We start from the raw sequence: 21,136 nt of genomic DNA on the forward strand, positions 1-21,136 counted from the left end.
CCTATAAAACAATGGGCTTACCTTTTAAAAATGAGATAAAAACAGCTTTTTTAGCTTGATTTAAAGGATTTAATGGATCGTTTAAACTTTAACCGGACAACAGTGAACTTGATTCAGGATCTTACCCCTTTCCCCGGGAGGGAAAGGGCACAGAAAAAAGCATTTTTCGCACCTAGCGATCGGCGATAGAAGACTTAATTTTATTTAGTTTTAGAAATACCAAAAGCCTCTAAGATCCTTTTAAAAATATCCGTATTTGGGTAAACCCCTATAAAACTTTGCGAACCAGGCCCATAAGCAAAAACAGGAACCATAATATTGGTATGATCATCTGTGCTGAAGTTTCCACGAACAGTACCTTTTTTGTAAGAAGCATCGAGCAATGAAAGTCCGCCAGTTTCATGATCTGCAGTCACAATAACCAGGGTTTCTCCATCCTCATCTGCAAATCGCAAAGCCTCACCAACCAACCGGTCAAAATCATGAAGTTCGGTAACGGCATAAGGCAAATCATTCGCATGTCCGCCATGATCGATTTGTGCACCTTCGGCCATAATGAAGAAGCCTTTTTTATTTTTAGCTAATATTTCAATACTCTTCAACAGCGATTTTTTAAGCATTTCACCCCTCCCCTTCAAAATACTTCTGGTTACCGAATCTTCCAGCAACACCAGTTGCTTACCGGAAGTTGCAGATTCAAATTCTTTCAGGTTATGCTGAAGTTGATAACCTTTACTTTTCAGTTGTGGCATCAAACCAGCATTTTTATTTTCAGTGAAACTTTTGCGCCTTGAGCCAACAAGCACCTCAACCGTGCTGTTTTGAAAATCGGCTGCAATTTCCTGCGACATCGTTCTTTCGATCTGATGGGCATAAAATGCAGCAGGGGTAGCATCCGTAATATCGCCACTGGTAATGATACCACTTTTAATGCCAAGTGGTGCTAAAATTTCAGGAATGGACGGTAGAGATTTGCCATCAACCCCCACACTAATGTAACGGTTATTGGTTTTCTGCCCTGTTGCCATTGCCGTAGCACCAGCCGCCGAATCTGTAAAATCAGAATTTGAAGCTTCGGTGCGGGAAAAGCCGATATGTTTAATATTCACCATATTCAACTGACCGAAATTTGCACTCAGGCCTGCCTGAATTTGAGCCAATCCCATTCCATCTCCAATTAAGAGGATTACATTTTTTACCTTTTTTAACGAACCATCACTTTTATAGGTTGGCTGGTAAGGCTCATATCGTTTGGTATTTACGTACTCTAGTTTATCCCTGTTTTGATAGAACTCACTTAAAGCTTTCGGGCGGTCGGTTCCGATCCAATCTACTCCCATTTGCTCAAGCTCTTTCCAACTATTCGGACTATCTTTCGTCGCCCAAAAACGAAATGGTTTGCCCATTTGATGTGCCGATGCAATTACGGCTTTCATTTTTTCCAAATCAGGCGGAGTTGGTGTACCCTTTCCATTCCACACCGAATAATGAGAAAGATCATCACTGATCATGCCGATATGCTTCAACTGCTCGCCATTGTAATTTTTTCCAGGCCGGCCATCAAAGAAAATCATCTGCGGATAATTCTGAAACTCATCAACAGGAGGAACATTACCGCTTACCACGATTTTAATTGCTGCAGGGTTTTTCGCCTGATCAAAAACAGGTTCTATGCCCTTAAGCTGTTTCAATAAGGTTGCCAGAACATTTTTATAATCTTCCTTAATATCAATTACCAATTGCAACTTTTGCCCGGCATTGGGATAAGGCTTGTTTCCATTCTCCTTGAAAAAAGCCACAAGCGGGTCAATGTAAATCTTCTTTAGCGTTCTAGTTGGTTTAATTTCGGTGCTGTCGTGCGCTACAAACAATTCGCCATTGCGGTAGAAAACATCAGCTTCGATAGCACCAAGCCCGGCATAATAAGCCTCCAGTAATGGAATTTGTTGTTTATAGTCGTTATGACTATGGCCATTACTGGCATTCAGTTTCTGCTGTGCAGAAACTGAATGAATACCGAAAGCAAAAAATAATAACCAAATAAATTTAGTTCCTTTTACCATCCTGCATTTTGTTTAATTACGCCAGAACTATTATCTATTTCTCTTTGTGGTACAGCCCAAACATCATGCACCTGTGGATTAAAGGTTCTCGCCGGCCAGATCACCGTACCATCAAAATCGTGTAGTGGTTTAGCATAAGTTGCCTGCGCATCTCCCCACCTTACCAAATCACGATGACGATCTGCAAACTCACCCGCCAACTCATTGCGACGCTCGCGTTTCAGATCGGCAATGGTCATTCCGATTTTTGTGGCCAAACCTGCCCTTACCCTGATTCTGTTCAACTCTGCATCACCAGCACCTGCACCACTTACATTAATTGCGGCTTCTGCCTTAATTAAAAGCACTTCAGCGAAACGCATCAGTGGCACGTTTAAATCTGTAGTGCCATTATCTCCGTTCGGATTAACATGAGTAGGAATTGGATTGGCATAAGTAAACGGCTCCATATATTTCTTAAACTGAAAATTCGAAGTAGCACCTGCATCTTTAGTAAAAGTTCGTTCAGCACCAAAAAACATAAATTTATCACCAGGTTTTAAAATGGTCACCTCGCGGCGCTGATCACCCGCTTCAAAAGAATCATAGAGCTCCTTAGTTGGCAAATAATAACCCCAGCCATTGTAAATTCCCCATGCTTTATTGGTTAACATTACGCCAGGTAATTTGCTCCCCCAACCTGTTCCGCCGCCATTAGGCGTACACACCACAGACCAGATATATTCTTTAGACCAGTTATTAGATGCCTTAAATACATCGCCAAAGTTGGGTAATAAATCATGCTGACCTGAAGCGATCACCAGATCGGCATATTTGGCTGCATTTGCATAATCCTTTTTAAACAGGTAAACTTTAGATAAATAGGCCCAGGCAGCAGTTTTATGTGCCTTACCAAAATCAGCTGCTTTCATTGCAGAAAAGTTCGGCAAATTATCCGCAGCTTTCAAAAATAAAGAAATAATATAATCGTAATTTTCGGTTACATTCTTTGCCCTTGGTATAGCAACGGCGGCATCAGCATCTGGCGTAACAATGGGTACACCTGCCTTATCATTTCCATAATTTGCAGCCAGTTGAAAATACACTAAGGCAGCATTAAAATAAGCATCACCAATAATCTGCTTCTTTAAATTATCATCCATCATAATGGCAGGTACGTTAGCAATAATGTCGTTTGCTCGTTTGATAATCGCATAACGCAGGCTCCATTGCGATTCGGTATAACCACCGCCTATGTAACTCCTGTTAAAGTTCTTGATGTTATCGCCTTCCGGTTTATTTCTCCCGGTAACCATATCATCGCTGGCATTAATAAACCAGAACATTCCACGTCCGTAAAAATCTTCTGAGTTATAATTCTCATACATTCCCGCTTCGGCTTTGATGGCATCTTCTTTTGTTTTCCAGAAATTTTGTGCCGATGGAGATCCTTCTGGTGTAATATCAAGCTGTTTGGTGCATGATGCAAAGACTGTAATGGCAAATAGCGCCAGGTATTTTATATTCGTTTTCATGAGTGGTAGATTAAAGGTTAACGCTTAAACCGAAGATGAAACTCCTCGCTTGTGGGTAACGACCTACGTCAAGGCCATTGTTATCCATCCCAATTTCCGGATCAAAACCAGAATAGTCAGTAATGGTAAATAAGTTGTTGGCAGTTGCATAAACCCTTACCGCACCAGTCTTAAGTTTGCTGGTCAGCGATTTTGGCAAACTATAACCCAACGTTACATTGCGAATGCGCAGATAAGAACCATCTTCGATGTAGAAATCTGAAGCATTAAAGTTTCCATTGTTATCGCTAGTAGAAATGATCGGTACTTTTCCGCCTGGATTTTCCGGCGACCATGCATCTAAAATACCAACAAGCTTATTATATGATGGTCCGCTGGCACTATACGTAGTTCTTTTTACCGCATTGAAGAGTTTATTTCCCTGAACGCCTTGTGCAAAAATGTTGAAGTCGAAGTTTTTATAACTGGCGTTAAAACTCAATCCATAAGAAAAATCTGGATAGGCACTTCCGGCAAAATAACGGTCTTTTGAATCGATTGATCCATCACCGTTAAGGTCTGCAAACTTGAAATCTCCTGCTTTTGCATTGGGTTGGATTTTATTTCCGGCTGCATTTTTATAATTATCAGCTTCGGCCTGGCTTTGAAAAATGCCATCTGTTTTTAAAACATAATAACTATACAAGGGCTGGCCTACCGTAATCGACAATGGCGCCAGCTCATTTCTAAAGTTTGTGCCAACTGCGATGTTGCTTAAACCAGGAGCCAATTCTTCTACCTTATTGTTCAGTTTGGTAAGCGTTGCATTCACCGAATAGGTAAAAGCCGTGCTTTTTGCACTGTTATAGGTTAGGCCTAATTCTATTCCCTTATCTTTCACTAAACCCGCATTAATGGTTTGAGAACTTAATCCTGCCGTACCCGGAAGTGATCTGGTCAAGATCATTTTATCGGTTTCCTTAATAAAATAATCAGCCACTAAACTCAAACGATCAAGCACCGTTACATCTAAACCAATATTGGTTTGTTTACTTTCTGCCCAGGTTAAATTTTTATTGGCCAAAATGGTTTGAACATAACCATTTTGTAAGGTTGGCGTTTGCCCGAAGTAACTTTGTGTGGCGGCTAACAATGGATTTACAGCAGAGGCAGACAAACTGCCCAGGTTACCCAGGATTCCATAACTACCTCTCAATTTCAGTTCATTTAACCAATTGGCCGATTTTAAGAATTCTTCTTTATTAATTGCCCAACCCGCAGAAACAGAACCATAGTTTCTAAATCTGTTTTCTTTGGTTAGCATGGATGATCCATCGCGTCGGCCAATAAATGATAAAAGGTATTTTTCTTTGTAATTATAATTTGCCCTTAAGAATACTGATGAAATGGCTTTCGCATCAAAATAACTGGTAGAAGGCTGAATAATGGTGGCATTTGTTAAATACCGATATTGATCAGACTCATCATCGAAACCTGCACCAGAGGTGTATAAACCATTACTTTTCGTTTTCTGGAATGTATAACCACCAGTAAAATCAAGTTGGTGAACGCCAATGGTTGTTTTATAAGTTAACACCTGTTCAGCCAAGATATCTGTAGAAGCATCTGCTCTTTCTACCAAACTGTTGCTCAGCACAGGTTTTCCAACTTCCGGACGTTTTGGAGTAAAGCTTTTAAATTGCGAATCTGATTTGGTGATGCTCAGGTTAGAACGAAAGCTCAATCCCTTCGCCAGCTGCAAGGTAGCATAAGGATTAACCACCAAAACATTCACAGGATTATTGATGTCAATCCGTTTCAATTCGGCAACAGGGTTAATAATATCACCGTAATCACCGGCATATTGTCCGCCAGGTAAACCTGCAAAACTGCCATCCGCATTGTACGGCGTACCATTTCTTGGGTAATAAACAGCAGAAAGTAGTGCGCCTGTATAATCATTACTGGTATTTGCACCATTTCCATTCGTACTGCTGTACGATAAGTTTTCACCAACCTTTAACCATGGTGTAAGCTCATGCTCCGAATTAATTCTGAAATTATAACGCTTGCTTTTGGTGTTCAATACTATCCCTTCCGCATCGCGGTAGTTGAAACTGAGGTAGAAATTAGATTTTTCGCCACCGCCATTAATCGCCGCACTATAATCCTGAAGCAATGCATCTCTGAATACCTCATCCATCCAATTGGTTCTGGTGGTTTGTCCATCAGGATATTTGGTAAGATCAAAGGCTGGTAAAATGGTTGTTCCGCCGTTTTTGGCAGCAGTTGCAGCCACTTGCGCCCGTTGTTCTGCATTTAATGTTTCGAGTTTTTTCCAGGCGCTTTGTTGTCCAACCTTGGCATCGAAACTAATCTGCATTTTACCTTTTTTCCCTTTTTTAGTGGTGATTAAAACCACACCGCCAGATGCACGTGCACCATAAATAGCAGCTGATGCATCTTTTAGCACCGAAATGGATTCGATATCGTTCGGATTAAGTTGTGGCGTTCCCAGAAAAATAGAACCATCAATTACATAAAGCACACTTTCGCCATTGATTCCGCCTGCACCCCTGATGTTAATCCGGGGTGTTGAAGTTGGATCGCCACCTTCGTTGGTTACAATCACGCCGGGCGATTTCCCCGCCAGCACTTCGCCCACACTGTTTACCGATCTGGAAGAAAGTTTATCGAGTGAAACCAGGCTTACCGCACCTGTTAATGTTTCCTTTTTCTGCGTACCATAACCCACCACCACTACATCAGCCAACATGGATCTTTCTTCGCTTAGGGTCACATTAATAGATTGATTGTCGCCAACTGTCACTTCTTTGGTTCGGTAACCAATCATGGAGAAGGAAAGCACGGTTTGTGCCCCAACTTCTATCCGGTATATGCCGTTTGCATCAGTAGTTGTACCACTTTGGGTGCCGAGTACCTTTACTGATACGCCAGGCAAAACCATACCAGTAGAATCTTTTACCACCCCCGTCACAATCCGATCGGGTTTATTAAAGGTTGCATTATTTAAAATAACATAATTGCCTTTTTCCTCTACGCGAAGACCTAGTTTATCCAATAGTGAACGTACTGGTTCCATTTGAAAATTGCCACTCAACTGCGTATTGGTACTTTGTAAGAGATCTGGATTGTAAACAAAACTTAAACCAGAAATGCTTTCAATTTCACGAACAATTTCGCTGAGTTTACGGCCTTTGCTTATTTTAATATTAACCTTACTTTTTTCCAATCGCTGGGCCATGCCGGGCGATGCCAAAAGTGAACTGCAGAAAATGCAGAGAATTGAAAATGTTAAGCATGAATATTTCATGATCCGATAAAGAGATAAGGTCCTCTTGGGTGAGGTAGTTTTCATTTGTTTGATTTGCTTGTATGAATTAAAATTGTAGTGTATTCTTAATTGCCGGGTACAGAAAATGGATTGATCTGGTTATTCATTATTTGTATATTTTAAATGTTTGGTGGTTTTGATCTGAATCGAACCTCAAATGATGAAGACTGCAAATCAGGTCAAGAATTTCTTCCGGTCGCTGATCACTGTTAAATGTTGCGGTCGTTTTCAAGTCGGCGAATGATTTATCGCTAAGCAATATTTTAATGTTGTAGGTATACTCCATCCGCTGGATCACCTGTTGCAGGGTAGCACCTGCGAATTCAATTTTTACCGCACGTGTTTGCTGAACAACCTTCAGGATAGATTTTCCCGTTGCTTTATTAAATTGTAGTTTTTCATTTTTCACCAGCGTACCCAGCAGGATAGATTTATTTTGAATAGCTACCTTACCCGTTGAAACGGCAACTTCTACGTGAGGATTTGCACGGTAGGCACGGATAAGAAATGAAGTTCCTAAAACGATTACTTTTAAATGAGATGGCAACTTTACCTGGAAGGTTCTTTTTTCTTCATGGGCAATTGAGAAAAAAGCTTCGCCTTCAATCATCGAAATTTCACGAGAGCGGGAATCAAACTTTGCAGGATAACTAATTTTAGCCAAAGGCGCTAAAGTAATTTCCGAGCCATCGCTCAACACAATTTTTTTCCGTTCGCCAGCCTTGGTTGATGCGGTAATTTGTGTAGCAGGGCTTTTCTGCTGATCATTTAATTTCCATAGAGAAAACGTAACAGAAGCTACCAGAATTATGGCCGCAGCAATTTTTATCCAATGGGTAATAAAATAAGATTTTTTGGAGGGTTGATCTGCAATAGCCTGTTGAATGTGCTGTAACATCGCTTCGCCGATGGCTACCTTTCTTACCAACGGAATTGTTTTCCGACTAGCATCCAGATTTGCATACCAGTTTTCGATTACATTACGCTCTTCAGGGCTTACCTGCCCATTCGCATATTTTTCCAGCAGCTGTTTCGCTTCTTCTTCGCTCATTTGTATACATGTCGTTTCAAAAAAGAAACGGTACTAACGAAGGATGTTACCAGTACATTAAGTTTAAGTTAACAACACAAAAGTGCTAAAATGAGGATATAGGAAAGGTTTTCGCGGAGTAATTTCATGGCTGCCGTAATTTGGTTTTTAACCGTTTGCACAGAAACATTTAATTCTCCGGCAATTTCTTTAACCGTTTTATCCTGTTCTCTGCTCATAGAAATTACCAGACGCATGCGCTCAGGCAAACGCTGCATGGCCGCTTCCACTTCCTGAGCAGTATCCTGAAGAATTAGATTTTCATCTGCGGTATTCATCCGTTTTTGATTCATCAGGATGGCGAATTCGGAACGATGAATATCTTTAACCGCATTAGATCTATAATAATCCACTATGCGGTGTTTTACTGCCCCATATAAATACCCGGAAAGATCGCCCGTTACTTCAAGCTTTTTTCGTTTTTCCCATAACGAGATGAAAATTTCTTGTGTGATGTCTTGTGCGATTGCCTCGTCACCAAGTTTTTTAAAAGCCGAATCGAACACCTTTTCCCAGTGCGCATTGAATATTTGCTCCATTGCGAAGGGATCGTCGTTTTTTAAGGAAGCAATTAATATTTCGCTCAATGCTGTTGGTTTGCTGCGGCAAAGCTAGCGCCTCAATATTCTCTCAGTATTAACAAATCTTAAAGTCTCCTATCATGATTCATGATGGAAACTACTCTTGATTCCTATCTATTTTTTTTCCTTCCCAATGTTTCGCTACAGGTTGTTTTTCCAGAAAGACAACAGACCGACATTTAGTTAACATGACCTAAACAATAGAGGCAGATTTTATAGCGTGCAGGAATAAGCGCATTTAATTGAAAAAAACTTCAAATATAAATAACTGATAATCAATAACAATTAAAACAAGACAAAACATTATTTCGATAAAAATGTTGGCTTTAAAATCGATAATTATATCGGTTAGTATACTTTACAATTTAAATCATTTATCATGAAAAAAATTTTTATCTCAAGCTTATTTTCAGTAGCGTTATTTATGGGTGCTGCGAAAGCACAAATCCAAAAAGGTAATGTATTAGTGGGTGGAAACTTAACCAATATCAACCTTGGGTTAGACGATCCTAAAATCTTCAGTGTAGACATTACGCCTAAGGCAGCCTGGTTTATTCAAGACAATGTAGCATTGGGTGGCTATGTGAACTTTGGTTTACAAACAACTAAAAATGCACCAACTACAACCAGTTATGGTGTAGGTGCATTAGGTCGCTATTATGCTGGAAAAGATGTTGAAGTGTTAAACCACGGACGTTTCTTTGCAGAAGCAACTGTTGGTATTGGTGGTGTTAACGTAAGTAGAGGTGGTGGTAACACAAACGGCCTTAACTTAAGTGTTGGTCCTGGTTTTGCTTATTTCATTACGCCAAATATTGGTTTAGAAACCTTATTAAAATACAACGGCTTAGTTGGATTTGGTTCTGCTACAACACAAAACAACTTAAACCTTTCATTTGGTTTCCAGATTTATCTTCCTGGTCAAAGAACGGCTAATAAAGTAAAAAGCGACATTCGTTAATTATTACGGAATAGCTAAAAAAAATCCGGTATCTCGTCGATACCGGATTTTTTGGTTTTGGTGATGGTTGATCGTTTTTCGTCATTCGTTGGTGGTTGTTCGTTGATGGTTTTCCATTCCACATCTTCCATTTCCCCTTCCCCATCTTCCATTCTTATTTAACGTTGATCGTTGTTCGTTTCCATTCCACATCTCCCATCCCCCATTTTCCGTTTCCTATTTTCCCTTCCCCATCTTCCATTTTCCCTCTCACCTCTTTTCACTAGTAACCCGGATTCTGCGTTAGCCTTGGGTTAAGCTGAATCTCACGGGTTGGAATTGGATACAAAGCCAGGTTAGGCGTTACATTTCCAATTAACCCATTGGCTGGAACAAAATTGGTTTTATGCGCCTGCATTACCTGTACAAAATTTCCCCATCTAATCAGGTCAAACCATCTTTCACCTTCAAAACAAAGCTCAATGCGTCTTTCATGGCGAATGGTTGTTCTGGCATCAGCCTGAGATAAACCAGATTTTGCATCGAGGTTAGAGCGGGTTCTGATTAAATTCAACTGTGTTAACGCCTGATCAGTTTTACCATTTTCGTTTAAAGCTTCAGCATATAACAATACGATATCGGCATAACGAAGCACTGGCCAATCGTTGTCTCCTTCGCTATTGGCAGCAACACTTTGATAAATAAACTTCTTGGCATAATAATACACTAAAGTACCGGAGCGGTAAACGCCAATGGCTGTATTTAAACGGTTATCTCCAGTTTCAAAAGAACCGAAAAGATCTAGAGTACCACTATTATTGCTATTTCCAGTCACCGCTGTAATGGTGGTACCAGAGGGCTGCGGCACGAAACTCCGGGCAAAGGTATTGCCTTCACCAAAGCCACCTCCTAAATATTGAACAGCAAAAATAATGTCTCTGTTGTTATCCCTTCCTAAGCCAAAAACCTGATCGTAAGGCAACAAAGTGCCAGCCGTTGCAGATACGGTTGCCAGGATACTTTCTGCCTGCTGAAATTTATTCTGGAACATATACACCTTACCTAAAAGTGCATTGGCGGCAATACTTGTTGCACGGCCAATATCTGTTCCGGTATAGCTAGCCGGCAAAACAGCGGCAGCTTCCGTTAAGTCCTTTTCTATTTGGGCATAAACGGCAGTAGCAGTTTCCCTGTTGTAAGTATAGGCTTGTGCTTCAGAGGTAATTTCATTCAATACCAATGGTACACCACCAAACATCCGCACCAGGTTAAAATACATTAATGCCCTTAAAAACTTGGCCTGGCCAATATAGCCATTGCGGTTTGCAGCGCTCATAGGTGGCGTATTTACATGATCAAGTACGATATTGGCGTAAGCAATGGTAGCATAAAATCTTCCCCATGCGCTTTGCAGATTGGTAGAAGCCGGTGTCCAGGTTAGTTTATCCTGCTCGCCATACAATACTTCGCTTTCCCCGTAAGTTTGGCTATTATCCGAAGGAAGTTCTCCAAAGCCATATTGTTCGTTATAAATCGGGCGAAGACTGCTGTATGCACCCGTTAACGCAGAGCGGATATCAATCTCGGTATTATAAAAGGTATTTACCGGAATAATGCCTTTCGGTGTTAACTCGACAAAAGATTTTTTACAAGAAGTAGTCGCCACGCTTAAAATCAGCATAGAGATACCGCATATAATGATGTTTTTAGTTTTCATGATTTTTCTGTGTTAAGGCAATTAAAATCCAAAGTTGATTCCAAAAATGATGGTACGGGCAGTTGGGTAAGTTCCCTGATCTACGCCTGGCGTGGTAGGATCTCCACCCATAATATTCGCTTCAGGGTTGTAACCTGAATATTTCGTAATCAGGAATGGATTCTGAGCCGTTACATAGAATCTGGCCGACTGAAGAGAAATCTTTTTCAACAGATTTTCGCTCAGGCGATAGCCCAAAGTAATATTTCTGACACGCAGGTAAGAACCGTTTTCAACTGCTAAACTAGACAAGGCTGGGCCTGGCAATGAACCTGTTGAAATCGGACTCGGATAAACCACATCCCTATCCGGAAAAGCAGGATCGAAATAATTATTAAAATATTTACTTACAGAATTCTGATTATGGTTACCAGTAATCGTTTGTCTGTTATTTCCATTGATGATATTTACCCCCTGTACACCTTGCATCAGAATACTTAAATCAAAGTTTTTGTATTGAAATGAATTGGTTAAACCGTAGGTAAAATCTGGTAAACCATGGCCCAATGCCGTCATATCATTTACATCAATTTTGCCATCACCATTCTGATCTTTAATCATCGAATCGCCAATATTATTCCCCGAAGTAACTCTTGGGTTGTTAGCCAAATCTGCAGCATTTCTAAATACGCCTACAATTTCATAGCCATACATAATGCCCAACGGCTGACCTACTTGTACCTGATACACATTATTCCATCCATTAATTGCCCTTACCGCTGGTAACGCACTCGGACCACCAAGATCTAAAACTTTCGTTTTATATGTAGAGAAGTTAGCATTTGCATTCCACGTTACCGCACCCAGTTTGAAGTTGGTATTGGCTGTAAATTCGAAACCTTTATTTTGCAGTTTACCCAGGTTTGCCTGGTAAGTAGTGGTGTAACCCACATCAAGCGGCAAAGCTTTGTTCAGTAACATGCCGTTAGAATTACGGATGAAATAATCGAACGTTAAAACGATTTTGTTTTGTAATAAACCAATGTCAGTACCAATACTGGTCTGATCATTTTTCTCCCAGGTTAAATCCGGATTGGCAAAACCCGTTTGCTGGGTTCCAAAAATACGGTTACTGCCAGAAGCATAATTTCTATTTAAGGCAATGGCATTTACATAGGTAAAGCTTCCAATATTGGCATTACCCGTGCGTCCATAACCACCTCTTAGTTTAAACTCGTTGATCCCGATTTTTGCCAATGGCTCTTTTAAGAAAGGCTCTTCAGCCAAACGCCAGCCCAGTGAGAAAGATGGGAACACCGCATATTTATTATTTAAACCGAAACGGGATGAACCATCCTGACGAACCGCAGCAGTAAATAAATATTTCTTATCATAATCATAAGTAAACCTACCCGCATAAGAAACAAAAGTATTGGCATCAAAAAGTTCGGTACCCACTGTATTTGGCGATGCCAACGGACTTTGTACCGAAGTGGTAATAAATGTACCCGGTAAACCTGCCGTATAGTTAATCTGCGATTCGTATTTCTGTGCAGAAAACAAGCCCAATAAATTAAAATGGTGTTTACCCAATTGTTTATCGTAGGTAGCCGTATTTTCCCAAACCCAGTCGAAACTGTTACGCACATTATCCGAAGCAAAGATACCAGCCAATTGCGGACTCGTATAAGAAGCTGTTGGCGCAGAACTATAAGCCATAGAACCTGGAATGTAACCATGAATTTGCTCGTTTTCTAAAGTGGCGCCGATATAGGTTTTCAACTTCAATCCAGGAATTGGCGCATATTCTAAAAAGGCATTACTTAATGTTCTGAATGCTCTTGAACGATTGATCGACTGACTTAAAATGCCTACCGGATTATAAAAGTTAGATGCCGAAAACACAGAGGTTGGCGACAAATTATAATTCAGTTCGCGATCATAAGGCTGTGCAAAATCGCCATTGGCGCGATACACTGGCACAATCGGTTGAAAAGTTAAAGCCTGGTTTAATGGACTTGGCAAGTTTAAATCTGCCAGCAAGCCCGGTACGCCAATAATAAAATCGCTCGGGTTAGCACCTGCACCACTCGCCTGCCCTGAAGAAGGTTGTCTGAATTGCTCAGAATAAGAAGGAGAAATGGAGAAGCCAAATTTCACATTTTTAACAATGTCGGCATCCAGGTTTATCCGCGTATTGTAGCGGGTATATTCCGTTCCAATTAACACCCCTTTTTGTTTAAAGATTCCTGCTGAAGCGCTAAAGCGTACTTTTTCACTACCACCAGAAGCATTAAATTCAAAACTGCTGATTGGCGCCGTTCTAAAAATTTCCTTTTGCCAGTCTACATCAGGAAGGTTGGAAATATCACCATCCAGAATGCTAGGATATTGCAGGTTTTTAATCCTGCTTAACGCTTTTACCTGCGCTACATATTGATCTTTGCTTAAAACATCGATGTATTTATTTACAGTTTGAATACCCGTATAAGCAGACACAGAAAATACCGTTTTACCTGCTTTTCCTCGTTTGGTGGTCACCAACACTACCCCATTGGCAGCTCTGGAACCATAAATCGCAGCAGATGCGGCATCTTTCAAAACCTCAATAGATTCGATATCGCTCGGATTAATCAGGTTAAAATTAGCAGCAGTTTCCAGCGGATAGCCATCTACTACATATAAGGGATCATTTGATGAACTCAACGAACTTACACCACGAACCCTGATGGTTGGTGCCGCACCTGGCTTACCACCCTGATCTGATTGTACCTGAACACCAGCAGCTAAACCTGCTAAGGCTTCACCAGGAGTAGATACAGGCTGATTACCAATGTTTTTTCCTTCTACCTTAGTAATAGAAGAGGTAACAGTGGTTCGCGACTGGGTTCCGTAACCCACCACTACTACATCGCCAAGCGATTGTGGCGTATCCGCCAGCACAATGTTAATTACTGTTCTATCGCCCACCGTAGTTTCCTGGCTAACCATACCGATAAAAGAGAATACCAATACCGATCTTTGATCTGGTGCTTTAATAGCATAATTACCATTAATATCCGAAACTACACCAGTTTTCGTTCCCTTTACCAATACACTTACACCAGGCAAACCGATGCCTTTATTATCAGTGATTTTTCCGGAAACTGAAATAACCTGAGCCACTGGTTGAATAACCTGAGCCTTTCTTTTAATTACAATTGTAGTATGATCGCCAAAAAGCAATTCTACTGGTTGAGTAGCAAAACAGGCTTCTAAAACCTTTTGAAGCGGCGTGTTTTTTACTTTAATGGTAACTGGTGAGATGCTGTTAATAATGTTGGCATCGCAGATAAAGTTATAGCCAGTTTGTTTGGTTAACTGGCTAAGCACTTCTCGTACCGGAGCGTCTTTCACATTGATGCTTACCTGCTGGGCAAAACCGCCGGCACTCACCTGTAAAACAGCAATCATTAATAACATGATGGTAAGCCTCATAACTCGAAGAATTTTTTGCGTATAGCAAGGGATATCCCCGCACTGAAGTGCAGTAAAAATTTTATACATTTGGTTAGGATTAATTAGTTGTTTGATTGATTAATAATATCCGAATTAGCTGATTGCTAATCAATTCCGGGAGTGGTCTCAACACTTCCGGTTTTTGGATTTTCTTTTGGAGTGTATTTATTTTGCTATAACAGTAATCCTCCTTTCTACCATCACAAAGCGTACCTTATCGGTAAGCGAAATATTTTTAAGTAAACTTTTTAGTCCTTTAGATCGGGAATAATTACCCTCAAAATTAAGTGCCGTCATGTCTCCTTCGTAAGTTACATCTACATCATACCACCTGGAAATTTTTTTCATAATGGAGCTGATGTTTTCATTATGAAAAATGAACATATCATTCTTCCAGGCCATTACCTCATCTAAATCTGCCTGAACAATTCTTGGTTTAGTCTTCAGGTTATTAATCGCCATCTCCCCAGGTTTTATGAGCGTTTGGAATTTGCTGGTGTTCACTTTTACAGCACCTTCCAGCAAAGTAGTAGTGATATTTTGATCTTCTTCAAAAGAACTGATATTAAAATGTGTACCCAGAACCTCTACTTCTTGCTTACCATCAACATTCACTTTAAAAGGTTTTTGCTTGTTACTGGCTACTTCAAAATAAGCTTCGCCCGTTAACATTACTTTACGATCTGGCCCCTCAAAGGTATTTGGAAAGCTTAATGAAGATGAAGAGTTTAACCAAACCCTTGTTCCATCTGGCAATGTAATATCATATTTCCCACCTCTCGGAATGGTAATTTTATTTAAAAGTTCATTACTTGGCTGATTGCTCTTTCCCCTCGCAGAAACCACCAGCCCGTTACCTGATTTAGAAATACTGGCACTGCCTTCATTATTGATTATACCATTTTTCGAACCATCAAGCTTAATACTTTCTCCGGTTGATAACGTAAGCACGGCATTGGCAGAACCCGCTACAATGTCTTTTACTTCATTTAATGGCTTTGCTTTTGCAGATAATACAGGTTTTTGTTTATCCGATTGAAAAAGATGGACAGCAAGATAAATGGTTAATAAAAGCACGGCAGCAATGGGCGCAACTATTTTCCAATTTAGCCAAACGAGATTAAACTTTTTTCCATTTTGTGCCCGGATACTTTGGTTAAGCCTGTTGCTTAACGTTTCATGAAGTCTTTGTACCTCAGCAGCAGATAGGGTTAAATCAAGCAAACCATTTTCTCTTTGATAAGTATGAAGCATATTTTCTTCTTCCGGAGAACATAAGCCCTTCAGGTACTTTTCACAAAGGTCAAAATATTGGGTTTCTGTCATTTCCCGGATGTTTGAATATTTGGTTAGGATAGCTTGTTATAGATATAGATACATTTAAGATCGGGCACACACATAAAAAAATTAAAAAAAAACAAATAATGCATTATGCGGTCCTAATGCATTTTTTATTTCAGTTTTTAAACCATAGCTTTATTATAAATAAGCATATGCCAAACAGCGATTATAGCGATCTGGAACTACTAAACCGTATTCTTTACAATGATGAAAAGGCTTTTAATCTACTTTTCGAACGTCATTGGTCGCGGGTGTATGCCGTCTCATTCCGATACGTTAAAGATGAAGAACTTGCACTGGAAATTGCACACGATATTTTTCTGAATATCTGGAATAAGCGCCATAGCTTAAGCATTTCTTCATTTAGAAGTTATGTGGTTACTTCTGCCAGTTACCATGGCATCAGAAAAAATCAACAGAAAAAAGCAATTCCGTTAAGATATGTAGAGAGCTATGAATCAGAAAGTGATGGCTTGCTTACAAATCATCCATCGATATCCAATGCAGGTGATGAAAAAATGCTGATTGCAGAACTCAATCAAAAAGTAAAGATTTCGCTCGAAGAATTACCACTCCGCTGTCGTGAAATCTACTTGCTAAGCAGACAGGATCATTTAAGTATTACTGAAATTGCTGAAAAACTCGGCATTTCAAAAAGAACCGTCGAAAATCAATTAACCATTGCACTGAAACATTTAAGAGCGATGTTGAAGTATACAGGTGTGTTGTTTTTTTAGTCAAGAGTTGTTAGTCGTTGATCGTTTTTCGTTTGTTGTTGATTCCTGATTTATTGCACTCTGGACTCCTGACTACAGACTCTCGACTCAAATAAGTTCTTCATGAAACCCCTCTAAAGTCGGAAGTCCTTAGAAGCTGTCTAAAAATTATAATTTATCAACTTACGAAATTTCCACGGCCTGAGCGCGGAAGAATTTCGTAAGTTTTGATGAGAGTACCTTAAAACTTTCGAAGTATTTTCCACAACAAAGGCCAACAAAACTTCGCAAGTTGATCTTCATTCATGAATTTAGACGGTTTCTTAGTCCATAGTCGTTAGTCTATTACGCCCTGGTCTCACAACGCCAAACTCTCGACTCCAAACTCAAATAAGTTTCTTTATTAAAATAATTTACTAGAGTCTATTTACGCCCTGGACTCATGACTACAGACTCCCGACTGGAGACTCAAAACCCAAAGCTTCCCGTAAATCATGCTGATCCTCTTCTTCGAGTTGAACAATTTCACTCAGCAAATTAAAAATCCCATCATTTTCATTGGTTCTCAGCGAGAGATCGAGCAAACGAACAAGCATTTTCTTTTGATCGATGCTCAGGCTGCTAAATAACTTTGGTTCTACTTCATACAATACCTTAATCAGCCCAATCAACTTTGTTTTAGAAACATCGCGCTCCCGCTCGGTTACGTAACGGGGAAAAACGCCATCCTGCTCTAAAGTATCAATTAAGCGATCAGCATATTCCCTTAAGAAAGGTTTACGCTTGTTTTTCAGGTATTCGTTAAGCTCTTTTATCAGGAAACGGTATTCAGGTGCAGATTTAGCGGCACCAAATAAAGCCACCTGACCTTCATTTTCAAAACTCTTGAAATCGAAATCCCTGAAGAAGTCGCTATCTATGTAAACGCTGTGAAAATAATCATCGCTCTTTTTATTCAGCGTAGTATAATCTTTGTAAATCTCTTCGCCTCCAGCCAGGAAATAATATTTAGATAGCTCTTTATGCAGACTCTCTTTCCAGTGCACATATTTTACTTTGAACTTGAAGCCGGTATCAGCATAATGCAATTCAAATTCTTCTAAACTTTTAATGTTCGCCGAAAAATCAAGTGCTTTTCCATTAACAAACACCTGCATTTTTTTGTGTTTGTTCAGTTCGATAAACCAACAAAATTCATTAATTAGAAAGGGAACAACACCTTGCTCAAAATCCAATTCACTGATGCGGAGATTAGTAAAGGTCACCACAGTTCCAGTATGACTTTCAGTAGCAACTTCTTCAGCGGCCTCGTAGCTATTTAATCCACCTGTATTAATTTGTATTATTCCGCGGCGGAGGCCTTTTTCATCCTGATAAGTCGTATTCCAGTTGGCATTATGAGCAAAAGTAAAAAACGTAAGTCTCCCTACCCCATTCCTTCCATGCATTTTAGAAGTATGCTTCGGTGCAACAATCTGAATGGCTTTTTCTGACTCGAAAAATGGATCAAATTTCTGCTGCAACCTTTCGAAGTTGATACCATAACCATTGTCTGCAATTTGCAAACTATCTAAACGTCCGAGTTCGTTGGTTACATAATCAAGGTGAATGGTATCTGCATTAGCATCAAAACCATTCCATATGTACTCGGCTATGGCTTGTTTCTCGTTATAATTTTTAAGTACTTTTTGAATTCCCTTTGAGGTAATGTTAACTTTCTCAGACATCTGTTGCTAAATTAATTAGCAAATATACCCAAACATCTGTGAAATCATAGCGATGTTTAAAATCAATACAATCAGCCAATTTTCCTCATTTAGGGTATGCAGGAAAATGTATGTTCAAACGCCCTTATTTTAGAAAAAACCTATTCAAACCAATAATTAAATGATTAAACATAGTCTCAATACGCTTATTCCTAAAACAATTTGATTAAGAATTATTAACAAATTCCGTCAATTAAGCCGCCTGTCTGTGATGCTTTTCATATTATAATTCCGAGTTTTACCCAAAATTATCATTAATGAACATTGAGAATATCTACGGTGACCAAAAATGGACCGATTTCGGTGGAAAATCCCCATTAATCGCCGTGTTTAAATCTTTTCACGGCCTTAGTCCAGAGATTGAGGCCGTCATCAACGAGCAAACTTTCCCGGTAAATTTTGGAAAAAACAAACATGTTGCCTCGCCGCTTAAGCGGAACAAGTATATTTATTTGATTTTAAAGGGAGCAGTTCATGGCTATATTAAAACAGGAAATAATAAGATTACCACATGGATTGCTGCAGAAAATGAACTAGCAGGTACCATGCGGAATCTCTGGGAAGATATTCCGACTGATGAATATGTAGAAACCATAGAAAACGTACTCGCCATCGCAATTCCCCACATTAAGCCGGTTAAGAAGTAAAGTTGCTATTGAATAACCATTTACGCACCTCTAAAACAAACAAAATGAATATTATTCTTGCTTCTACATCTACACTTTTTGGCGGAACTTACCTGGATTATCTTAAGGAGGAATTGATTAATCTTTTTAAAGGGCTGGAGGAGATCATCTTTATTCCGTTTGCCCGGCCAGGAGGCCTATCTCATGAGGAATATACCGAAAAGGCAAGACCGTTTTTTGCATATATTGGGATCAAAGTTCGAGGCTTGCACGAATTTGATGATCAAGTAATGGCCGTACAGAATGCCCAGGGCTATTTCACCGGGGGCGGCAATACTTTTCTGCTTGTAAAAACACTGCACGAAATGGGTTTGATGGAGGTGCTTAAACACGAAATCCAGAATGGCAAGGCCTATCTGGGCTGTAGTGCTGGCAGCAACATTGGCGGGCTCAACATGAAAACCACTAACGATATGCCGATTGTTTATCCTGCTTCATTCGAATGTATGGGTTTGGTTCCATTCAACATTAACCCGCATTATCTTGATCCGAATCCGGATTTGAAACACAATGGCGAAACCCGGGAAACGAGAATTATGGAATTTTTAACACAAAACGACACCAAAGTGATCGGATTAAGAGAAGGAAACTGGATCAGACAAATCGGCAACCGCATTACCACCGAAGGTTCAGAAAAAACCAGGATTTTCGAAAAGGATAAAAAACCCTATGAAATTGAACCGGGAACAGTTTTGTAATGGTACAGATAGAGATGGATTTCAAAAGATTTCGATTAATTAATTAACTGATCATAAATAAGATAAACTTTTGCTTTTATTCATGATTTTCTGTAAATTGACATAACCAAATATAGAAAACATGAAACTGCTCAAGAAAATTGAAAACTGGGGAGATCAGCATCACCCTCAATGGATTGATTATTTCAGAATTTTGCTAGGCATCATCCTCATCTGGAAGGGAGTTGATTTTTACATCAACATGGAAGCCTTTAATCATTTAATGCGAGGCGCCATGCTGGGCACCGCATTCAGCATCAGTTTAGCGGCACACTTAATTATATTAGTCCACATTATTGGTGGCGCAGCCATTGCTATTGGTACCAACACCCGCTTTTTTTGTCTCCTAAATTTGCCCATCCTAATCGGAGCAGTATTTTTTATTAACATTTCAGGTGGCATCTTTAAGCCTTACTCCGAATTCTGGTTTTCATCACTGGTTTTAATCGGACTAATCTGCTTCATTGTAGAAGGAAATGGCGTGCTTGCCGTAGATAAAGTGCAGGCTGTACCGCAATAACCTGCTTTTTACTAGGATAAAAAAAATGAAAAAGGACTAAAACGCCGCCAATTTCTGCTGAATTAGATAGCTTTTTGAGAAAAAATGAAGTGCTAACTTAATGGTTAACAAGCGCTAATATTTTTTATTAAATATTAAAGTAAAAATCATTTGCAGATTACGATCAACTTTGTACTTTTGCAGCGGAGAGTTGGCAGAGTGGTCGATTGCGGCAGTCTTGAAAACTGTTGACTTGTTAAAGGGTCCGCGGGTTCGAATCCCCCACTCTCCGCAGCATAAAATTAGAAACCCTGTAATCAATGATTGCAGGGTTTTTGTGTTTTTAGCACATCCTTAAACATATAATTGATTTCGAAGTACTTTGACCGGCAACAACCTGATTTTTAAATCCCTTTTTGTTTGAGTTATTGGATTAATTAATTAATCTTTTAAATAACTACATAAAGAAATTAAAACTTTAAAGCATCACACTGAAAACCTTTGATCACTTTACAATCCCCAATCTGCTTTAATTTTCCATCAGACCTTCAAACCAATTCCAACGGATACGTAGAATCGTTTATATGGATAGAGAAATGGAAACCTGACCAATGCATGTCATTGACCTAAAGGAAAGCCAACCAAAATGCCAAATCATTATGAATAGAAAGTGAT

Annotated in this window: 15 protein-coding genes and 1 tRNA gene; 6 read left to right on the top strand and 10 right to left on the bottom strand. The window is 39.7% G+C overall.

Annotation, left to right across the window (positions count from 1 at the left end; translation table 11 throughout):
- Nucleotides 1-200: 200 nt before the first annotated feature.
- The 5 genes from ACN1CD_RS20615 to ACN1CD_RS20635 form a co-directional block, all read right to left on the bottom strand.
- A complete protein-coding gene (locus tag ACN1CD_RS20615; protein ID WP_419132300.1) occupies nt 201-2,063 on the bottom strand; it encodes an alkaline phosphatase in 1,863 nt (620 codons plus the stop codon).
- A complete protein-coding gene (locus ACN1CD_RS20620; RefSeq protein ID WP_419132301.1) occupies nt 2,057-3,577 on the bottom strand; it encodes a RagB/SusD family nutrient uptake outer membrane protein in 1,521 nt (506 codons plus the stop codon). Before ACN1CD_RS20620 ends, ACN1CD_RS20615 begins: the two co-directional genes overlap by 7 nt.
- A 10-nt stretch (nt 3,578-3,587) precedes the next feature.
- Nucleotides 3,588-6,836, bottom strand: a complete 3,249-nt coding sequence (locus ACN1CD_RS20625; protein WP_419132302.1) for a SusC/RagA family TonB-linked outer membrane protein — start codon at nt 6,834-6,836, stop codon at nt 3,588-3,590.
- A 181-nt stretch (nt 6,837-7,017) separates the two neighbouring features.
- Entirely contained in the window at nt 7,018-7,962 is a 945-nt protein-coding gene (locus tag ACN1CD_RS20630; protein ID WP_419132303.1) for a FecR family protein, read from the bottom strand.
- 68 nt (nt 7,963-8,030) lie between these two features.
- A complete protein-coding gene (locus ACN1CD_RS20635; protein WP_419132304.1) occupies nt 8,031-8,588 on the bottom strand; it encodes an RNA polymerase sigma factor in 558 nt (185 codons plus the stop codon).
- 373 nt (nt 8,589-8,961) lie between these two features.
- Between ACN1CD_RS20635 and ACN1CD_RS20640 the strand changes: the two genes are divergently transcribed.
- Complete coding sequence (locus ACN1CD_RS20640) at nt 8,962-9,543, top strand: hypothetical protein (RefSeq protein ID WP_419132305.1); 582 nt, start codon at nt 8,962-8,964, stop codon at nt 9,541-9,543.
- A gap of 14 nt (nt 9,544-9,557) precedes the next feature.
- Here the strand turns inward: ACN1CD_RS20640 and ACN1CD_RS20645 are convergent, their stop codons facing one another.
- The 4 genes from ACN1CD_RS20645 to ACN1CD_RS20660 form a co-directional block, all read right to left on the bottom strand.
- The gene (locus ACN1CD_RS20645; protein ID WP_419132306.1) at nt 9,558-9,695 is read right to left on the bottom strand and encodes a hypothetical protein; all 138 of its coding nucleotides are present in this window, start codon (nt 9,693-9,695) and stop codon (nt 9,558-9,560) included.
- 110 nt (nt 9,696-9,805) lie between these two features.
- Entirely contained in the window at nt 9,806-11,239 is a 1,434-nt protein-coding gene (locus ACN1CD_RS20650) for a RagB/SusD family nutrient uptake outer membrane protein (RefSeq protein WP_419132307.1), read from the bottom strand.
- A 21-nt stretch (nt 11,240-11,260) separates the two neighbouring features.
- A complete protein-coding gene (locus tag ACN1CD_RS20655; RefSeq protein ID WP_419132308.1) occupies nt 11,261-14,764 on the bottom strand; it encodes a SusC/RagA family TonB-linked outer membrane protein in 3,504 nt (1,167 codons plus the stop codon).
- 117 nt (nt 14,765-14,881) lie between these two features.
- Complete coding sequence (locus ACN1CD_RS20660; protein ID WP_419132309.1) at nt 14,882-16,042, bottom strand: FecR family protein; 1,161 nt, start codon at nt 16,040-16,042, stop codon at nt 14,882-14,884.
- A 167-nt stretch (nt 16,043-16,209) separates the two neighbouring features.
- Here ACN1CD_RS20660 and ACN1CD_RS20665 point away from each other — a divergent pair, with 167 nt between their 5' ends.
- A complete protein-coding gene (locus tag ACN1CD_RS20665) occupies nt 16,210-16,794 on the top strand; it encodes an RNA polymerase sigma factor (protein WP_419132310.1) in 585 nt (194 codons plus the stop codon).
- A gap of 425 nt (nt 16,795-17,219) precedes the next feature.
- Here the strand turns inward: ACN1CD_RS20665 and ACN1CD_RS20670 are convergent, their stop codons facing one another.
- Nucleotides 17,220-18,500: an ATP-binding protein gene (locus ACN1CD_RS20670; RefSeq protein ID WP_419132311.1), complete on the bottom strand. Its 1,281-nt coding sequence runs from the start codon at nt 18,498-18,500 to the stop codon at nt 17,220-17,222.
- 296 nt (nt 18,501-18,796) lie between these two features.
- Between ACN1CD_RS20670 and ACN1CD_RS20675 the strand changes: the two genes are divergently transcribed.
- From ACN1CD_RS20675 to ACN1CD_RS20690, 4 genes are all read left to right on the top strand, one after another.
- Entirely contained in the window at nt 18,797-19,186 is a 390-nt protein-coding gene (locus tag ACN1CD_RS20675) for a hypothetical protein (RefSeq protein ID WP_419132312.1), read from the top strand.
- A 44-nt stretch (nt 19,187-19,230) separates the two neighbouring features.
- Nucleotides 19,231-19,923, top strand: a complete 693-nt coding sequence (gene pepE / locus ACN1CD_RS20680; RefSeq protein WP_419132313.1) for a dipeptidase PepE — start codon at nt 19,231-19,233, stop codon at nt 19,921-19,923.
- A 121-nt stretch (nt 19,924-20,044) separates the two neighbouring features.
- Nucleotides 20,045-20,482, top strand: coding sequence for a DoxX family membrane protein (locus tag ACN1CD_RS20685; RefSeq protein WP_419132314.1), 438 nt, complete (start codon nt 20,045-20,047; stop codon nt 20,480-20,482).
- Between the two features lie 184 nt (nt 20,483-20,666).
- Nucleotides 20,667-20,753 (top strand) — tRNA-Ser (locus ACN1CD_RS20690).
- Nucleotides 20,754-21,136: the final 383 nt, after the last annotated feature.

This window comes from Pedobacter sp. N23S346 (genome assembly GCF_048515415.1).
Taxonomy (GTDB): domain Bacteria; phylum Bacteroidota; class Bacteroidia; order Sphingobacteriales; family Sphingobacteriaceae; genus Pedobacter.

Bases quoted from the DNA above. Each gene is read 5' to 3' on its own strand.
- ACN1CD_RS20615 (WP_419132300.1), bottom strand. From the start codon at position 2,063: ATGGTAAAAGGAACTAAATTTATTTGGTTATTATTTTTTGCTTTCGGT.
- ACN1CD_RS20620 (WP_419132301.1), bottom strand. From the start codon at position 3,577: ATGAAAACGAATATAAAATACCTGGCGCTATTTGCCATTACAGTCTTT.
- ACN1CD_RS20630 (WP_419132303.1), bottom strand. From the start codon at position 7,962: ATGAGCGAAGAAGAAGCGAAACAGCTGCTGGAAAAATATGCGAATGGG.
- ACN1CD_RS20640 (WP_419132305.1), top strand. From the start codon at position 8,962: ATGAAAAAAATTTTTATCTCAAGCTTATTTTCAGTAGCGTTATTTATG.
- ACN1CD_RS20645 (WP_419132306.1), bottom strand. From the start codon at position 9,695: ATGGAAGATGGGGAAGGGGAAATGGAAGATGTGGAATGGAAAACCATC.
- ACN1CD_RS20650 (WP_419132307.1), bottom strand. From the start codon at position 11,239: ATGAAAACTAAAAACATCATTATATGCGGTATCTCTATGCTGATTTTA.
- ACN1CD_RS20655 (WP_419132308.1), bottom strand. From the start codon at position 14,764: ATGTATAAAATTTTTACTGCACTTCAGTGCGGGGATATCCCTTGCTAT.
- ACN1CD_RS20660 (WP_419132309.1), bottom strand. From the start codon at position 16,042: ATGACAGAAACCCAATATTTTGACCTTTGTGAAAAGTACCTGAAGGGC.
- ACN1CD_RS20665 (WP_419132310.1), top strand. From the start codon at position 16,210: ATGCCAAACAGCGATTATAGCGATCTGGAACTACTAAACCGTATTCTT.
- ACN1CD_RS20670 (WP_419132311.1), bottom strand. From the start codon at position 18,500: ATGTCTGAGAAAGTTAACATTACCTCAAAGGGAATTCAAAAAGTACTT.
- ACN1CD_RS20675 (WP_419132312.1), top strand. From the start codon at position 18,797: ATGAACATTGAGAATATCTACGGTGACCAAAAATGGACCGATTTCGGT.
- pepE (WP_419132313.1), top strand. From the start codon at position 19,231: ATGAATATTATTCTTGCTTCTACATCTACACTTTTTGGCGGAACTTAC.
- ACN1CD_RS20685 (WP_419132314.1), top strand. From the start codon at position 20,045: ATGAAACTGCTCAAGAAAATTGAAAACTGGGGAGATCAGCATCACCCT.